The organism is Streptomyces yunnanensis (assembly GCF_029011865.1).
In the GTDB taxonomy this organism is placed as follows: domain Bacteria; phylum Actinomycetota; class Actinomycetes; order Streptomycetales; family Streptomycetaceae; genus Streptomyces; species Streptomyces yunnanensis.
Map to the genome: position 1 here is coordinate 2,447,097 of NZ_CP095749.1, position 15,501 is coordinate 2,462,597.

At 72.5% G+C, this 15,501-nt stretch carries 16 protein-coding genes and 1 pseudogene; 3 read left to right on the forward strand and 14 right to left on the reverse strand.

Annotated features, from left to right (window positions below; all coding sequences use genetic code 11):
• Nucleotides 1-24 precede the first annotated feature (24 nt).
• Nucleotides 25-843: an alpha/beta fold hydrolase gene (locus tag MOV08_RS10730; RefSeq protein ID WP_275307244.1), complete on the forward strand. Its 819-nt coding sequence runs from the start codon at nt 25-27 to the stop codon at nt 841-843.
• 97 nt (nt 844-940) lie between these two features.
• On the opposite strand, the gene MOV08_RS10735 is transcribed toward MOV08_RS10730, so the two are convergent.
• The gene (locus MOV08_RS10735; RefSeq protein WP_275307245.1) at nt 941-1,786 is read right to left on the reverse strand and encodes a class I SAM-dependent methyltransferase; all 846 of its coding nucleotides are present in this window, start codon (nt 1,784-1,786) and stop codon (nt 941-943) included.
• Nucleotides 1,787-2,014: 228 nt separating this feature from the next.
• Between MOV08_RS10735 and MOV08_RS10740 the strand changes: the two genes are divergently transcribed.
• Together MOV08_RS10740 and MOV08_RS10745 are read left to right on the forward strand one after the other, a co-directional pair.
• Nucleotides 2,015-3,637, forward strand: a complete 1,623-nt coding sequence (locus MOV08_RS10740; protein WP_275307246.1) for an alpha/beta fold hydrolase — start codon at nt 2,015-2,017, stop codon at nt 3,635-3,637.
• 99 nt (nt 3,638-3,736) lie between these two features.
• Nucleotides 3,737-4,192, forward strand: a complete 456-nt coding sequence (locus MOV08_RS10745; protein ID WP_275307247.1) for a pyridoxamine 5'-phosphate oxidase family protein — start codon at nt 3,737-3,739, stop codon at nt 4,190-4,192.
• Nucleotides 4,193-4,354: 162 nt separating this feature from the next.
• Here MOV08_RS10745 and MOV08_RS10750 read toward each other — a convergent pair.
• The 13 genes and pseudogenes from MOV08_RS10750 to MOV08_RS10810 all read right to left on the reverse strand — a co-directional run.
• Nucleotides 4,355-5,128 (reverse strand): annotated as a pseudogene (locus MOV08_RS10750) (amino acid ABC transporter permease); the annotation flags it as partial.
• Nucleotides 5,125-5,769 (reverse strand): amino acid ABC transporter permease, encoded by a 645-nt coding sequence (locus MOV08_RS10755; RefSeq protein WP_275307251.1) that lies wholly within the window; start codon nt 5,767-5,769, stop codon nt 5,125-5,127. The gene MOV08_RS10755 and the pseudogene MOV08_RS10750, both read right to left, overlap by 4 nt.
• A 19-nt stretch (nt 5,770-5,788) precedes the next feature.
• The gene (locus tag MOV08_RS10760; RefSeq protein ID WP_275307253.1) at nt 5,789-6,727 is read right to left on the reverse strand and encodes a glutamate ABC transporter substrate-binding protein; all 939 of its coding nucleotides are present in this window, start codon (nt 6,725-6,727) and stop codon (nt 5,789-5,791) included.
• Nucleotides 6,728-6,740: 13 nt separating this feature from the next.
• Nucleotides 6,741-6,866 carry a hypothetical protein gene (locus MOV08_RS10765; protein WP_275307255.1) on the reverse strand — a complete coding sequence of 42 codons (126 nt, stop codon included), beginning with the start codon at nt 6,864-6,866 and terminating at the stop codon, nt 6,741-6,743.
• Between the two features lie 110 nt (nt 6,867-6,976).
• The gene (locus MOV08_RS10770; protein WP_039631580.1) at nt 6,977-7,417 is read right to left on the reverse strand and encodes a DUF6278 family protein; all 441 of its coding nucleotides are present in this window, start codon (nt 7,415-7,417) and stop codon (nt 6,977-6,979) included.
• 125 nt (nt 7,418-7,542) lie between these two features.
• On the reverse strand, nt 7,543-8,322 hold the full coding sequence (locus MOV08_RS10775) for an exodeoxyribonuclease III (RefSeq protein ID WP_039631582.1): 780 nt from the start codon (nt 8,320-8,322) through the stop codon (nt 7,543-7,545).
• Between the two features lie 30 nt (nt 8,323-8,352).
• Nucleotides 8,353-8,991 carry an MBL fold metallo-hydrolase gene (locus MOV08_RS10780; RefSeq protein ID WP_039631584.1) on the reverse strand — a complete coding sequence of 213 codons (639 nt, stop codon included), beginning with the start codon at nt 8,989-8,991 and terminating at the stop codon, nt 8,353-8,355.
• Nucleotides 8,992-9,013: 22 nt separating this feature from the next.
• Entirely contained in the window at nt 9,014-10,285 is a 1,272-nt protein-coding gene (gene pcaDC / locus MOV08_RS10785) for a bifunctional 3-oxoadipate enol-lactonase/4-carboxymuconolactone decarboxylase PcaDC (protein WP_275307256.1), read from the reverse strand.
• 64 nt (nt 10,286-10,349) lie between these two features.
• The gene (locus MOV08_RS10790; RefSeq protein WP_039631588.1) at nt 10,350-10,916 is read right to left on the reverse strand and encodes a hypothetical protein; all 567 of its coding nucleotides are present in this window, start codon (nt 10,914-10,916) and stop codon (nt 10,350-10,352) included.
• The gene (locus MOV08_RS10795) at nt 10,913-12,034 is read right to left on the reverse strand and encodes an ROK family glucokinase (protein ID WP_039631591.1); all 1,122 of its coding nucleotides are present in this window, start codon (nt 12,032-12,034) and stop codon (nt 10,913-10,915) included. The genes MOV08_RS10790 and MOV08_RS10795 overlap by 4 nt, the downstream gene beginning before the upstream one ends.
• A gap of 284 nt (nt 12,035-12,318) precedes the next feature.
• Nucleotides 12,319-13,128 (reverse strand): ATP-binding cassette domain-containing protein, encoded by an 810-nt coding sequence (locus tag MOV08_RS10800; protein WP_275307257.1) that lies wholly within the window; start codon nt 13,126-13,128, stop codon nt 12,319-12,321.
• Nucleotides 13,125-14,192: an ABC transporter permease gene (locus MOV08_RS10805; RefSeq protein ID WP_039631594.1), complete on the reverse strand. Its 1,068-nt coding sequence runs from the start codon at nt 14,190-14,192 to the stop codon at nt 13,125-13,127. Before MOV08_RS10805 ends, MOV08_RS10800 begins: the two co-directional genes overlap by 4 nt.
• Nucleotides 14,189-15,172 (reverse strand): sugar ABC transporter substrate-binding protein, encoded by a 984-nt coding sequence (locus MOV08_RS10810; protein ID WP_420834147.1) that lies wholly within the window; start codon nt 15,170-15,172, stop codon nt 14,189-14,191. Before MOV08_RS10810 ends, MOV08_RS10805 begins: the two co-directional genes overlap by 4 nt.
• Nucleotides 15,173-15,501 lie beyond the last annotated feature (329 nt).

The following is a 15,501-nucleotide window of genomic DNA, read 5'->3' on the forward strand; positions in this document are numbered from 1 at the left end:
TGGTGCGGCAAGGAGAGGTGTGTCATGGCATCGGTGCAATGCGGAGAGACCACGGTCGCCTACGAGGACGAGGGCAGCGGTGCACCGCTGGTCCTCATCCACGGGCACCCCTTCGACCGCTCGATGTGGCGCCCGCAGACGGCACACTTCAGCCGCGCCGGGATGCGGGTGATCGCACCGGACCTCCGTGGCTACGGCGGGAGTTCGGTGGTGCCCGGCAAGACCCTCCTGGAGACCTTCGCCCGGGACGTCGCCGCCCTGCTCGACCACCTCGGGATCGAGCGCTGCGTCCTGGGCGGGCTGTCCATGGGCGGGCAGATCGTCATGGAGTGCTACCGGCAGTTCCCGGAGCGGATCCGGGGTCTGCTGCTCGCCGACACCTTCGCGGCGGCGGACACCGCGGAGGGCCGGGCGGTGCGGCTGCGGACCGCGGAACGACTGCTCGCGGAGGGCATGGACGGGTACGCGCACGAGGTGCTGCCCAAGATGATCGCGCCGGCCAACGTCACGGCGCTACCGACGGTCGCCGAGCACGTCCTGGGGATGATGCGGAACGCCTCCCCCGAGGGCGCCGCGGCCGCCCTGCGCGGTCGGGCGGAGCGGCGGGACTACACCGGGCTGCTGCCGCGGATCACCGTGCCCACCCTGGTCGTGGTGGGCACGGAGGACGAGTTCACCCCGGTCGCCGACGCCCGGGCGATCCACGAGGCGACACCCGGTTCGCGCCTGACGATCATTCAGGGAGCGGGCCACATGCCGAATCTGGAGCGCCCGGAGGAGTTCAACGCGGCGCTGACCGAATTCCTGGCGACGATGCCCGCCCAGGTCGCGCCGGAGGACTGAGCACGCCGGCGCGCGGCGGTCCCGGCGGGCGTCGGGGAGGACGGCCAGTTCGGGGTGGCGTCGACCCGGCCGACGGTCGGCACCGTCCGCGGCCCCGCTACCCGTCGACCCGTCCGGAGGCCAGCAACGCCGTGTGCGGCAGGGACAGTTGCCCGTCGGGAAGGGTGAACTCGGCAGCCAGATCGAGGAAATGGCGCCGGATCCGCTCGACCGTCCCAGGACCCCGGGAGGTCACGACCCGGCCGATGGCCGCCACGCCGGCCGCCGGGCCGCGCCACCACTCCTCCGCCGTGGTGCGATGCTCCCAGGACACCGCGGAGCACGCGACTTCCGTCAACGGTCCGGCCGTTCCCAGCAGTTCAGCGAGACCCCGTTCGGTGCGCGGGAAGTCGTCCTCGGGCGCGAGGGCGGGCAGGTCCGCCGGCCGGGGCACGCCGGCGGCCCGCACCGCGCGGCCGAGCAGCGCCTGGCCCGGCGCGGGCGGTGCGGCCCAGATCGTCAGCGCGATCCGGCCGCCGGGCCGGGTCACCCGGCGCAGCTCCGCCAGCGCCGCCCGGGGCCGGCCGACGTGGTTGAGTACGAAGTTGCCGACGACGGCGTCGAACGCGCCGTCGGGGAAGGGGAGGTGGGGAAGGGCGGCGAGCCGGACGACGGCTCCCGGGGCGGCGGTCGCGGCGCTGCGCGCCATGTCGGGTTCGGCGTCCACGGCGGTCACCCGGGCCCCGCGGGCGCAGGCCGCCGCGGCGGCGGTGCCGGTCCCGGTGCCGGCGTCCAGCACCCGGGTGCCCTCGGTGATGCCCGCGGCGTCCAGCAGCCGCGGGACTGTATACGCGCACAGTCGGCCGAACCCCGCCGCGAACGCGTCGGCGCGGCCCGCCCACGCGAGCCGCTCACCGGCGTCGAACGGCGTCTCCGCCGCGTCCACCCCGTCCGTACCCGTCACGCCGCCCCCTCGCCTCTCGTTCCGTCACGCCCCTTCCGTGAACGTCCCGGGCGGCATCGAACTCCCCTTCGCCGCATCGGCGTTACCCAGCCGTAACCTACCGACGGGTTACCAAGGGTAAGCAACGGACCTTACTCTCCAGTCACATCGGGCCACCGGGCGCCCCTCCTGTCCCAGGATCCTCGGGACAGCGTCCCGTGCGGCTCGCGTCGAGATCTGGAGCAGAAGATGACGTCCTCCCGCACCACGCTGCGCGCCGCCATCGGTACCGTCTCCGCGGCGGTGCTCGCCGGCGCGGTCCTCGCCGGCGCCCCGGCGAGCGCCGCCCCGGCGCCCGCCCGCACCGCGGCCACCGCCCGGCCGGCGGCCACCGGCTCCCCCACCCTGCGGTTCGTCGACATCACCGGGGCCGGCGGGATCACGCTCAAGGCCAACGTCTTCACCCCCGCCGGGGCCGACGGCGGCCGTCGGTACCCGCTCGTCGTGCTGCCCACCAGCTGGGCGATGCCACAGGTCGAATACCTGGCGCAGGCCCGCCGGCTCGCCGAGGCCGGATACGTCGTGGTCGGCTACAACTCGCGCGGCTTCTGGCAGTCGGGCGGGCAGATAGAGACCGCCGGGCCGCAGGACGTCGCCGACGCCTCCAAGGTCGTCGACTGGGCGCTGGCGCACACGCCGGCCGACCCGCACAAGGTCGGGATGGCCGGGGTCTCCTACGGCGCCGGGATCAGCCTGCTGGCCGCCGCGTCCGACAAGCGGATCAAGGCGGTCGCGGCGCTCAGCGGCTGGGCCGACCTGATCGGCTCGATCTACAGCGGGCGCACCCCGCACCTCCAGGCGGCGGCCGTGCTGGGCGGTGCGGGCGCGCTGACCGGCCGGCCCAGCCCCGAACTCCAGCAGGTCCTCAAGGACTTCCTGAGCGCCGACATGTCCAAGGAGAAGGACATGATCGCGTGGGGTCGGAAGCGCTCGCCCGCCACCTACCTCGACCGGATCAACGCCAACGGTGCGGCGATCCTGCTCGGCAACGCCTGGGGCGACTCGCTCTTCCCGCCCGACCAGTACGCGGCGTTCTTCGAGAAGCTCAAGGGCCCCAAGCGGCTGGAGTTCCGCCCCGGCGATCACGCCACCGCCGAAGGGCTGGGGCTGCTCGGACTGCCCAACGACACCTGGAACGACTCCAAGCGCTGGCTCGACCACTACCTCAAGGGCGTCGACAACGGCATCGACCGGGAGCCGCCGGTCCTCCTCAAGTCCCGTTCCACCGGCGCCTACGAGGGCTACAAGAGCTGGCGGGACGTGCCCTCCGCGCACCGCCGGATCGCCCTCGACGGCACCCGGCGCGTCCACACCGGCATCGACTCCGGTGCCGACGGCGGACTGATCTTCCTCTCCAGCATGCTCGACCAGTTCTTCCGGCTGCCGCCGATGGCGTCGATCCCGCTGCTGCCGCGCTCGGCCGCCGCCGTCTGGCAGTCCGCGCCGTACCCGACCGGGCAGCGGGTGCGCGGCACCACCCGGCTGCACACCACCGTGACCAGCACCGCGAGCAGCGGCACCGCCATCGCCTACCTCTACGACGTCGGCCCGCTGGGCCTGGGCAAGCTCGTCACCCACGCGCCGTTCACCTTCCACGACAAGACCCCGGACCGGCCGTTCGGCGTGGACCTGGACCTCTTCGCCACCGCCTACGACGTACCGGCCGGGCACCGGCTCGCGGTCGTCGTCGACACCGTCGACCCGCTCTACATCGCCCAGAACCCCGCCGGCGCCCGGCTGACGTTCTCCTCCCCGGCGGACGACCCGTCGTATGTCTCGGTGCCGGTCCGCGACCAAGACCACGGGTCCTAAAGGCCCCGGCCATGCCCCATCGGGGAGAGGCCCTAGGACCGTCGTCCTACGGCCCGCGGCCGAAGCGGTGGGCGGGGAGGGCTCGTTACGCTCGCCGCCATGAGGACTCTCCCCCCGCCCCGCGACGCCGGGCAACGCAAACGGGACGCGCTGCGGCTGCTGGAGACGGAGGAGGACGCCTGGGTGTCGTCCGCCTCCGCCGACGGCGCGGCCACCCTGGTCCCGCTGTCGTTCGTCTGGCACGGCGAGCGCCTGGTGATGTCCACCAAGGGCACGAACCCCACGGCCCGCAACCTCGCCGCCCGCCCGGAGAGCCGGGTGGCGCTGGGCACCACCCGGGACGTGGTGCTGGCCGACTGCACCGTGGAGGTCCTGGCCAACGACGCGCTGTCGCGGGACGCCGCGGACGCCCTCGGGGCCAAGCTCGGCTGGAACCCGCTCGGTCGCGCGCCGTGGGTCTTCCTCCGCTTCACCCCGCACCGGCTGCTGGTCTGGCGCGAGGAGAACGAGCTGCCCGGGCGGGAACTGATGCGGGACGGCGTCTGGCGGGTCTGACGCCGCACGGGCCCCGCTCGACCACCGGTCGGCCGGCCCGCCCCGGTGAACGGGCCGCCGGGCCGGGCCCGTTCACCCCCGCGCCCGGTGGTCCTCCTGCTGGAGCGTCGCCGGCTCCGGGGCCGCCACCCCGCCCGCCTCGACCTTGGGATTGCGCCGCTACCGCCGGGCGACCCAGGTGGCCAACCAGGACAGCAGCATGCACATCCCGATGTACACCGGCGAGATGATCATGACGACCGGGATGAACGGCAGGTCGTAGTCGAGGTTGGACGCGATGAGCTTGCCGGCGTGCAGGAACTCCTCGTAGGTGATGAGGAAGCCGAGCGAGGTGTCCTTCAGCGCCACCACCAACTGGGAGATGATCGCCGGCAGCATCGCCCGGACCGCCTGCGGCACCAGCACGTACCGCATCACCTGGGTCTTGCGCATCCCCAGCGCGTACGCCGCCTCGCCCTGGCCGCGCTCCACGGCGTTCACCCCGGACCGGAACACCTCCGCCAGCACCGAGCCGTTGTACAGCGTCAGCCCGCTGACCAGGGCCGTCAACGGCTCCGCGCGCAGCGCGACATAGATGAAGAAGATCAGCACCAGCACCGGCATGGCCCGGAAGAACTCCACCAGCAGGGTGCCGGCCCAGCGGATCGGCCGGTGCGCGGAGAGCCGCCCGGCCGCCAGCACCCCGCCCAGCGCCAGCGCCAGCACCGCCGCCAGCCCGAACGCCCGCAGGGTGTTGCCCAGCCCGGTGAGCAGCAGCTCCTGGATGCCCTGATAGGCGAAGGGGGTCCACTTCGCCGCGGTGAACTGGTGGGTGTGGAAGAGGAGGAAGAGGATCCAGCCGACCAGGGCGAGCAGCACCAGCGTCCCGACGAGCCCGACGCACCGGTGCCGGCGCCGGGCTCGCGGACCCGGCAGGTCGTACAGGACGGTGCTCATCGGACCACTCCGTACCGCTTCTCCAGCGCGTTGAAGAGCGCGCTGATGGTCAGGGTCACGAGGAGGTAGCCGACCGCGATCCAGACGAAGGACCAGATGACGCCGTAGCCCCTCTCGTTGAGCGGCCGGTAGACGCCGAGGAGTTCGACGACGCTGAACGAGCCGGCGATCGCGGAGTTCTTGGCCAACGCGATCAGGGTCGATCCGATGGGCGCGATGACCGCGCGGAACGCCTGCGGCAGCACCACCAGGCCGAGCGTCTGCCGAAAGGTCATGCCCAGGCTGCGGGCCGCCTCGCCCTGCCCGGCCGGCACGGTGTTGATGCCGGCGCGCACCGCCTCGCAGACGAACGCGGAGGTGTAGCAGCCCAGCGCCAGGACGGCGAACAGGGTGAAGGGCAGCACCAGACCGAACCGCGGCAGCCCCAGCAGCACCGCGAAGAACAGCAGGGTCAGTGGGGTGTTGCGCAGCACCGTCACCCAGGCCGTGCCGAAGACCCGCAGCGAGCGGACCGGCGCGATCCGGAAGGCCGCCATCAGGAAGCCGAGGACGAGGGCCAGCAGGGAGGCGTAGACGGTCAGTTCGACGGTGCCCAGCAGACCGTGCCCGTAGAGGGAGAGGTTGTCGAGGAGGACGTTCATCGGTCGGTTCCTTGGCTCCTCAGGTCGCCGGGTAGCGGTCGATCGGGGGCGGTGCGGGCGGCGGCATCCCGGACACGCCGAGCGTCGCCTCGTACGCCTTCCGCCAGGTGCCGTTCCGCTCGGCCGCGGCGAGCGCGTCGTCCAGCGCGAACCGCAACGCGTCGTCGTCGCGCCGCACGCCGATGCCGTACGGCTCCTTGGAGAACGGCTCGCCGACGACCTTCAGCTGGTCGGGCACCTTGGCGGCGTAGCCGAGCAGGATCGCGTCGTCGGTGGTGACCGCGTCGACCTGGTAGGTCAGCAGGTTGTCCACGCACACCGAGTAGCTGTCGTAGGCGACCAGGACGGCCTTGGGGTACCGGGCCCGGATGCGCTGGTACGCGGTGGAACCGGCGACCGAGCAGACGCGCTTGCCGGCCAGGTCCTGCGGGCCGCGGATGTCGTGCTCGTCGCTGCGCACCAGCAGCGACTGGCCCGCCAGGTAGTACGGGCCGGCGAAGCCGATCTGCTGCTTCCGTTTGGCGTTGATGGTGTACGTGCCGACATAGAGGTCGATCTGGCCGTTCCGCAGCGCGGTCTCGCGGTTGGCGGAGGCGACGGTGCGGAACGTGACGGCGTGTTCGGGGAAGCCGAGCGCGGCGGCCAGCATCGTGGCGATCTCGATGTCGAAGCCGCGGTAGGTGCCGCTGGCCGGGTCCCGTTCGCCGAGGTAGGGCTGGTCCTCCTTGACGCCGATGACGAGCCGGCCGCGGCGCTTGGCGGCCGTCCAGGTCGGCGAGTCGGGCAGCGAGAAGTCCCGGGCCACCGGGTAGCTGGGCAGGTCGGCGGCGGTGGGGCCCTTGACGGGCGGGCTGCCGGGACGGCCGCAGCCGGCCGCGGCCGGCGCGAGGAGGGCGAGCAGCAGCGCGGCGAGCAGGGCCGGGCGGGCGCGGCGGCGCGGGGCGGGAGGGTGCGGCATCGCGGCGCGCCGTTCAGTGCTCGACGGTCCGGCCGCCCGAACGGCCCGGGGGCACGCCCGGCTGCCGGCCGCCCGGGGGCTGCGCGGGGCGTATGTCGGCGGGGATCCCGCGCGGCTCGGTCAGTGCGTCACGGGCCATGGGCCGCCCCGCCCCCTCTCGTCCGTGCAGCGGAGAGATCGCAACGTACCCATGCGCACGGGGCGCTTCGCCGGTGACACGCGCGGGGCGGGCCGATCGGCCCCGGCGGGTCAGCCCTCCGCGACCTCGGCGTAGAGGTGGGAGAGCTCGGGGGCACCGTCGTCGGCCCAGGCATGGCCGGCCGCCACCACGTCGATCTCCCGGCCGGACGCCAGCCGCACCACCGGCTGCCCGTCCGGCCAGACGTGCCAGACCGCGCCGCGGACCGTGCGCACCAGGACCGTGCCGAGGTAGAGCCCGGCGTCGTTGCCGAGCCAGGTCAGCACCTCGGGGTCGTCGCGCCACACCGGTTGGAGCTGGTCGAGTTCCTCCAACGACCGTACGGAGTCGTCGAGTTCGACCCCGGCGGTGGCCGCCTGGTCGCGCAGCAACTCGCATTCGGAGAGCAGCTCGACGACGCTCTCGGGATCCGCGCGCACCGACTCGGCCAGCGGCACCGATCCGGCCGCGTCCGTGCGCCTACGCCACTTGTCCAGGAAAGACAGGTTCATGGTGCGAGGGTCCCACCCACCCCCGCACCGCGGCCACAGGGCGCGCGGCGCGGCGACGGGGCCGCCTGCGCACCGCCGTGCGCCACCCCGGCGCATCGGGGAGGCGACCGCGGCGCACGACCGGCTCACACGTCGAGGTCGACCACCACGGGCGCGTGGTCCGAGGCGCCCTTGCCCTTGCGCTCCTCGCGGTCGACGTAGGCGTCGGAGACGGCCTTGGCGAACGGGGCGTTGCCGTAGACCAGGTCGATGCGCATGCCGCGGTTCTTGGGGAAGGCGAGCTGGCGGTAGTCCCAGTAGGTGTAGGGACGGTCGTACTTCAGCGGGCGGGGCACGACGTCCGACAGGCCGGCCTCGCGCAGGGCGGCCAGGGCGGCGCGCTCGGCCGGCGTGACGTGGGTGAGGCCCTCGAAGACGGCCGGGTCCCAGACGTCCTCGTCGGTGGGGGCGACGTTGTAGTCGCCGAGGACCGCGAACGGGCGGCTGCCCGCGGCGTCCTCGGCCACGGCCGCCTTCAGGGCCTCGAACCAGCCGAGCTTGTAGGTGTAGTGCGCATGATCGACCTCGCGGCCGTTGGGGACGTAGACCGACCAGACGCGGGCCGGGCCGCAGGTCGCGGAGACCGCACGGGGCTCCTGCACACCGTCGTACTCCGGGCCGCCGGGCAGGCCCTTGACCACGTCCGCCAGACCCACCCGGGAGAGCAGCGCGACGCCGTTCCACCGGCCGCTCGCGTTGACCGCGGCCTCGTAGCCCAGCTCGCGGAGCTGGTCGTAGGGGAACTGCTCGTCGGAGCACTTGGTCTCCTGGACGCACAGCACGTCCGTGCCGGACTTCTCCAGCCAGGCCAGCAACCTCGGGAGGCGGGCGGTGATCGAGTTGACGTTCCAGGTCGCGATGCGCATGTCCGTAAACCTACAGCGCGGCACCGACAATCAGCCCACCTCGGTGTGCGCCCCCGGGGTGAGGCGGCCGTGGTCGGTCCCGCCGAGCTTGTCGATCATGCCGTCGTAGACCGGGCGGGCGTGGTCCTGGAGCAGGCTGTCGTGGATGTCGATGGCCCGGCGCGGGGCGACCGCGCGGAGGTAGTCGATGATCTCGGCGACCTTGTTCCAGGGCGCGTGGACCGGCAGCAGCAGGGTGTCGACGGCGCGGCCCTCGGGGACGGTCAGCGCGTCGCCGGGGTGGAAGACGGTGCCGTCCAGGAGGAAGCCGACGTTGGTGATGCGCGGGATGTCGGGGTGGATCACCGCGTGCAGCTGCCCGTACACCTCGACCTCGAAGCCGGCGGCGGTGAAGGCGTCGCCCTCGCCGACGGTGTGCACCCGGCCGGGGAAGGCCGCGGAGATCTGGTCGGCGACGCTGGCCAGGGTCCAGATCTCGGCGGCGGGTTCGGCCTCCATGGCCCGTCGCAGCCGGCCCTCGTCGAAGTGGTCCGGGTGCTCGTGCGTCACCAGGATCGCGTCCGCGCCGACGGCCGCGTCCTCCTCGCTGAACGCCCCGGGATCGATGACCAGCGTCCGCCCGTCCTTCTCGATCCGGACGCAGGCGTGGGTCTTCTTGGTGAGTTCCATGAGGTCATCTTGCCCTCGGGCCTCACCCCTCCGGGGTCGTCTCCTCCTGGATGACCTTCTGGGCCACCGCGAAGGCGGAGTTGGCGGCCGGGACGCCGCAGTAGACCGCGGTGTGCAGCAGGATCTCCTTGATCTCCGCGGGCGTCAGGCCGTTGCGGAGGGCGGCGCGGGTGTGCAGCGCGAGCTCCTCGCGGTGGCCGCGGGCGACCAGCGCGGTGAGCGTGATGACGCTCCGGGTACGGCGGTCCAGGCCCGGTCGGGTCCAGGTCTCGCCCCAGGCGTAGCGGGTGATGAAGTCGTGGAAGTCGGCGCTGAAGTCGTCGGTGGTGGCCTCCACCTGGTCCACGTGGGCGTCGCCGAGCACCTCGCGGCGGACCTTGATGCCCTGCTCGTACATGCCGCCGCGGACCTGGGCGGGCTGCGCGAGGCCGGATTCGATGGCGGGTGGCGCGTGGGTGGGCATCGGGGGCGCGAGCTGCGGCTTGGGGGCGGCCGCGCTGATGGCGGCGGGGCCGGGCTTGTCCTGCCAGGCGGTGCTGAAGTGGCGGATGAGCAGTTCGCTGACGGCGGCGGGCTGCTCGACGGGGGCCAGGTGCGAGGTGCCGGGGATCAGCGCCAGGCTGGCGTCCGGTATGCCGGCGACCAGGGTGCGGGCCTCGGTGGTGGGCGTGACCTGGTCCTCGGCGCCGACGACGACGAGCGTGGGCACGCCCACCCGGCCCAGGGAGGACCGCACGTCGTAGGCGGCCAGCGCCTCGCAGGCGGCGATGTAGCACCCGGGGTCGGTGGTCCGCACCATCTGGACGGCCCACTCGACGATGGCGGCCTGGCCGCCGGCGAAGCCCGGGGTGAACCAGTGCTCGGGCGCGGTGCGAGCGATCGGTTCGAGCCCGTTGGTGCGGATCACCACACCGCGCTGGCGCCAGGCGTCGGCGGTGCCGTAGCGCGGCGAGGACGAGACCAGTGCGAGGGAGGTGACGCGCTGCGGGCGGGTGAGGGCCAGCTGGATCCCCACGGCGCCGCCCAGGTCACAGCCGGCGTAGCCGAACCGCTCCACGCCCAGGACGTCGAGGGTGGCGACCAGCCGGTCGGCGACTTCGGCGATGGAGGTCGCTGCGTGCGCGGGCGATCCGCCGTGGCCGGGCAGGTCGAAGCGGATGACGCGCCATTGACGTGTCAGCTCGGGGATCTGCCGGTCCCACATATGCCAGGTCGTCCCGAGGGCGGCCCCCAGGACGAGGACGGGGGCGCCATCGGGACCGTCGATCCGGTGCTGCAGGGTCTTCTCGCTCACCCGACCACGCTAACCGACGCCGTGACGCGGTCCTGACACCCGGGTCAGGAAGCGACGGGCACAATCAGAACCGCACGGTCGAAACCACGTAAACCACCGGGTGCCCGGGTTCGTCGTCGCTGACCACGATCCGCTGGGAGGGCTGCGGCGCCGGCCGGTCGACCGCGGTGCCCCGCCAGGGCCAGTCGGCGCTGAAGTCCCAGCCGACCTTCGCCGCCTGCTCCGGCGGGATGGTGACCGCGCCCTGCTTCAGGGCGGCGGCGCTGGTGCCGACGGCCGCGAGGTACTGCGTCAGGCCCCAGTCGTTGGTGCGGAACTGCACGAACAGCGAGCTGGTCTTCCACGAGTTGGTCTCGTAGTAGTAGACGGGCGTGGAGCCGATCGGCACCGGGACGTTGTAGATCCGCTGCTGGAGCTTGGAGGGGAAGGCGTTGGTCAGGCCGGTGGCGGCGGCCTCGGCCTCCTTGTCCTCGCCGCTGTCGCGGCTCTGCTCGGCCGAGATGACGATGTAGCCGGCCGGGATGGTGATCAGCAGGAAGATGACCAGGGCCATGAGGAACGGCCGGCGGGTCCGGGGGCGCGGCGTGCCGCCCTGGTGGTGGTCGTCGTGCAGGGAATCCGGTTCGGTCATCGGCGGCCGGACCGTTCGTAGCGCTCGTAGCGCTCCACGCGGCGGCGGTTGGCACGCCGGAAGCGGCGGGCCACCAGGCGGGCGAGGTCGGCGGCGCCGACCATCCCGGCCTCGGGGCCCAGCTGGGCCTTGGTGATGGTGGCCTCGGGGCGGTAGCCGCGGCCGGTGAGGTGGCGCCGGAAGGCGTCCCGGGCCGGGCCGATCAGCAGGTCGTCGGCGGCGCTGACGCCACCGCCGATGACGAAGCAGGACGGGTCGAGGGCGGCGGCGAGGTTGGCGATGCCGACGCCGAGCCACTGGCCGATGTCCTGGAGGAGCTCGACGCACATCGCGTCGCCCTCCCGGGCCAGCTCGGTGATCAGCGGGCCGGTGATGTCGCCGATCCGGCCGCCGACCCGCTCGATGATGTTGTACGCCACCGGGGAGTCGGCGGCGGCCAGCTCCCGGGCCTCGCGGACCAGGGCGTTGCCGGAGCTGTACTGCTCCCAGCAGCCGCGGTTGCCGCACGGGCAGCGGTGGCCACCGGGGACCACCTGCATATGGCCGAATTCGCCGGCCACCCCGTACTTGCCGCGCTTTATCGCGCCGTCCTCCAGGATCGCGCCGCCGATGCCGGTGCCCAGCGTGATCATCACGAGGTGGTCCTGGTCGCGACCGGCGCCGAACCGCCACTCCGCCCAGGCGGCGGTGTTGGCGTCGTTGTCGACCATGACCGGGACCGCGAGCCGGCCGGCGAGGCGGTCCCGCAGCGGCTCGTTGCGCCAGTTCAGATGGGGGGCGAAGAGCACCCGGGAGCGGTCGGCGTCGACCCAGCCGGCCGCGCCGATGCCCACCGCGTGCACGTCGTGCCGGTCGGAGAGGTCCAGCACCAGCTCGGTGATGGTGTCCTCGACGACCTTGGGGCTCTTGGACTTGTCCGGCGTCTCGGTGCGGACCTTCTCCAGGATGGTGCCGTCGGCGTCGACGACGCCCGCCATGACCTTGGTGCCGCCGATGTCGATGCCGACGGTGGGCACGCGGGGCGCGGTCAGGTGGGAGCGGCGCTCCCTGGCGCCGACGGTGCGGAGGACGGTGGCGCGGGCGGTGCCGCGGTGCGCCCGGTCCCGGTACATGCTCATCGGGTCACCCCCAGGACCTCGTCGCCGGTTCGGCTGCCGGGGCGGCGGCCGGGACAGCCGGGGCGGCTGCCGTTGCTCCCCCACTGCCTGAAGGGCGTGGGTGGGACCCCCGTTCGGCGGCTGCGTGCGCGCAAGAGTCGTCTCGTCCCTGCGGGTCTCGGGGAGGCCGGGGCCTCGCTGGATGGTCCGGTGCGATTGTGCATCACCCGCGCCGTCCGGCGCACCGCGGTGTGGGACGACGCGCCCCGGCGGCGGCCTGCGGCCGTCCCGGGGCGCGTCGACGTTCACTCGGGTCGGTGACCGCCGGGGAACTCCGTCGGGCCGCCGCGGGCCAGCTCGTGGCTGAGTTGTTCCAGCTCGCTGCCGCCCGCCATTTGGCGGGTCAGCTCCTCCAGCGCGATCTCCGACTTGAGGTGGCTGCCGGCCATCGTGCCGCGCTTGAGCAGGACGAAGCGGTCGCCGACCAGGTAGGCGTGGTGCGGGTTGTGGGTGATCAACACCACGCCGAGCCCGGCGTCCCGGGCGGCCGCGACGTACTTGAGCACCACCCCGGACTGCTTGACGCCGAGCGCCGCGGTCGGCTCGTCCAGGACGAGGACCTTGGCGCCGAAGTAGACGGCGCGGGCGATCGCGACGCACTGCCGCTCGCCGCCGGAGAGGGTGCCGATCGGCTGGTCGACGTCGCGCAGGTCGATGCCCATCCGCAGCAGCTCGGCGCGGGTGGTCTCGCGCATGGTGCGCACGTCGAGCCGTCGGAACGGGCCGACGCCGGTGGTCGGCTCGGAGCCGAGGAAGAAGTTCCGCCACACCGGCATCAGCGGCACCACGGCCAGGTCCTGGTAGACGGTGGCGATGCCGCGGTCCAGGGCCTCGCGCGGGGAGCCGAGCCGGGCCTCCTTTCCCTCGATGGTGAAGGTGCCGGCGTCGTGCCGGTGCAGCCCCGCGATGATCTTGATGAGGGTGGACTTGCCGGCGCCGTTGTCACCGAGGACGCAGGTGATCTCGCCCGCGTGCACCTCCAGCGACACGTCCGTCAGCGCCTTGACGTTGCCGTAGAACTTGCTGACGTCGTCGAGTGCGACCAGCGCGGTCATGATTTGTCCTCCGCCCGCTTGCGGACCCAGGCGTTCAGCAGCGTGGCGAGCAGCAGCATCGCGCCGAGGAAGAACTTGTACCAGTCCGGGTTCCACTGCGCGTAGACGATGCCCTTGCTGGCCATGCCGAAGATGAACGCGCCGACCGCGGCGCCGATCGCCGAGCCGAAGCCGCCGGTCATCAGGCAGCCGCCGACCGCCGCCGCGATGATGTACAGGAACTCGTTGCCGACGCCGTCGCCGGACTGGATCGCGTCGTACGAGAACAGCAGGTGCTGGCCGGAGATCCAGGCGGCGAACGCGACGCCCATGTAGAGGCCGATCCTGGTGCGGGTGACCGGGACGCCGACCGCCCGGGCCGCGTCCGCGTTGCCGCCCACCGCGAAGATCCAGTTGCCGGCCCGGGTCCGCAGCAGGATCCAGGTGGCGAGCGCGACCAGCACCAGCCACCACACGATGGTGATCTGGATGTCCACACCGCCGACGGTCAGGTGCGAGGCGAAGACCGCGCGGGCCGAGTCGAAGCCCTCCATGTCGGCGATGGACTTGGTCGAGACGGTGCCGCTGATCAGCTTGGTGAAGCCCAGGTTGAGGCCGGTCAGCATGAAGAAGGTGCCCAGCGTGATCACGAAGCTGGGCAGCTTCGTCCGGGTCAGCAGTACCCCGTTGAGCACGCCGATGGCGAGGGTGACCAGCAGGGACACCCCGACGCCGACCCAGGTGTTGGCGGTCATCTGGTAGCTGAACATCGACGAGATCAGCGCCGAGCTGACGACCATCACGCCGGCCGACAGGTCGAACTCCCCGCCGATCATCAGCAGCGCCACCGGCACCGCCATGATGCCGATCGTCGAGGACGCGTAGAGGACCGTGGAGAGGCTGGCGGGCCGCAGGAACGGTTCGGCGACCAGCGAGAAGAGGACGAAGACCGCGATCGCCCCGACCACCGAGCCCAGCTCGGGGCGGCTCATCAGCCGGCGCGCCAGGGAACGGTGCACCAGCCGCTCGTCGCCCGCGCCGCCGGACGGCGCGGGCTGCCGGGTCGGTGCGTCGGCCGTGCTCATCGGGTCCCCCGCTTCGTGTACTCCTGGAGGGCCGCGGCGTTCTGCTTGGTGATCACCTGCGGGCCGGTGAGCACCGGCTTGCCGCCGCCGAGCATGTCGGCGTTGTACTTGTACAGCCACAGCAGGTCGACCGCCTGGTAGCCCTGGAGGTAGGGCTGCTGGTCGACCGCGAAGCCCAGGGAGCCGTCCTCCAGACCGCTCGCGACCTGCGCGTTGAGGTCGAAGGTGTCGATCTCGGCCTTGCTGTCGGCCTGCTCCTTGGCCTTGACGGCGGTGGGGGCGAACGGCGCGCCGAGGGTGACCACGGCGTCGATGTCCGGGTCGGCCTGGAGCTTGGACTCGATGGACGCCTGCACGTCGGGCATGTTGGTGCCGTCCACGTACAGCTTCTGCATCTCGCCCTTGAAGGTCTTCGCGGCCCCGTCGCAGCGCTGCTCGTGGCCGACGTTGCCCTGCTCGTGCAGGACGCACAGGGCCTTCTTCCTGCCGCGCTTGGTCAGCTCCTCGCCGACCGCCTCGCCGGCCACCGTCTCGTCCTGGCCGATGTGGGTGAGCGCGCCGAACGCCTTGGACTCCTCGGCGCCGGAGTTCACCGTGATCACCGGGATGCCGGCCTTCTCGGCCTTGAGGACGACGTCCTTCATGGCGTCCGGCTTGGCCAGCGACACGATCAGCCCGTCGACCTTCTGGTCGATGTAGGACTGCACCAGCTGGCTCTGCCGCTGGGCCTCCTTGTCGTGCGCGTAGACGAAGTTGATGTTGTCCTTGACGGCGGCCTGCTGGGCGCCGTTCTGCACGATGTCCCAGAAGGTGTCGCCGTCTCCCGAGTGGGTGACCATCGCGAAGGTCCACCGGGGGGTGTGCACGGCGGCCTTGCCACCGGCGGTCTGCGCGGCGCGCTCCTCCTCCGCGCGCTTGCCTCCGGTGCTGCTGCACCCCGCCAGGGAGACGCCGAGCACCGCCGCCAGCACGGCGCCCACGACGCGTCCTCTTCTTCCAACCCTTGCCACGAGGACTTGCCTTTCCCGCTCTTGTCGCTGTCCCGGGTCTGTCTGCTGTCGCCGCACCACCGGCCGGCGGCCGGGCCGGGCAACCTTCCAAGTATCCGTTACCGGCGTTCTGTACCGTTTCACGGGGTCCGGACCCCGGTCGCCGCGAGCGGAGTGGTAAGGGTTCGGACCGTTCCGGACCGGCTGCTTCCGGGTCGGGCCGTGCTGACGCAGATCATGGTGGACCGCCTTCGCTCCCCCGCCGCCGGATTGCGGCTGGACGAGTTCTAGCGGCGCGGGCGGAGTCACGTCAATGCTTT

Excerpts from the sequence above, each read along its gene's own strand:
- MOV08_RS10740 (WP_275307246.1), top strand. The coding sequence starts at position 2,015 with ATGACGTCCTCCCGCACCACGCTGCGCGCCGCCATCGGTACCGTCTCC.
- MOV08_RS10745 (WP_275307247.1), top strand. The coding sequence starts at position 3,737 with ATGAGGACTCTCCCCCCGCCCCGCGACGCCGGGCAACGCAAACGGGAC.
- MOV08_RS10760 (WP_275307253.1), bottom strand. The coding sequence starts at position 6,727 with ATGCCGCACCCTCCCGCCCCGCGCCGCCGCGCCCGCCCGGCCCTGCTC.
- MOV08_RS10780 (WP_039631584.1), bottom strand. The coding sequence starts at position 8,991 with ATGGAACTCACCAAGAAGACCCACGCCTGCGTCCGGATCGAGAAGGAC.
- MOV08_RS10765 (WP_275307255.1), bottom strand. The coding sequence starts at position 6,866 with ATGGCCCGTGACGCACTGACCGAGCCGCGCGGGATCCCCGCCGACATA.
- MOV08_RS10800 (WP_275307257.1), bottom strand. The coding sequence starts at position 13,128 with ATGACCGCGCTGGTCGCACTCGACGACGTCAGCAAGTTCTACGGCAAC.
- MOV08_RS10755 (WP_275307251.1), bottom strand. The coding sequence starts at position 5,769 with ATGAACGTCCTCCTCGACAACCTCTCCCTCTACGGGCACGGTCTGCTG.
- MOV08_RS10805 (WP_039631594.1), bottom strand. The coding sequence starts at position 14,192 with ATGAGCACGGCCGACGCACCGACCCGGCAGCCCGCGCCGTCCGGCGGC.
- MOV08_RS10770 (WP_039631580.1), bottom strand. The coding sequence starts at position 7,417 with ATGAACCTGTCTTTCCTGGACAAGTGGCGTAGGCGCACGGACGCGGCC.
- MOV08_RS10790 (WP_039631588.1), bottom strand. The coding sequence starts at position 10,916 with ATGACCGAACCGGATTCCCTGCACGACGACCACCACCAGGGCGGCACG.
- MOV08_RS10795 (WP_039631591.1), bottom strand. The coding sequence starts at position 12,034 with ATGAGCATGTACCGGGACCGGGCGCACCGCGGCACCGCCCGCGCCACC.
- MOV08_RS10775 (WP_039631582.1), bottom strand. The coding sequence starts at position 8,322 with ATGCGCATCGCGACCTGGAACGTCAACTCGATCACCGCCCGCCTCCCG.
- MOV08_RS10730 (WP_275307244.1), top strand. The coding sequence starts at position 25 with ATGGCATCGGTGCAATGCGGAGAGACCACGGTCGCCTACGAGGACGAG.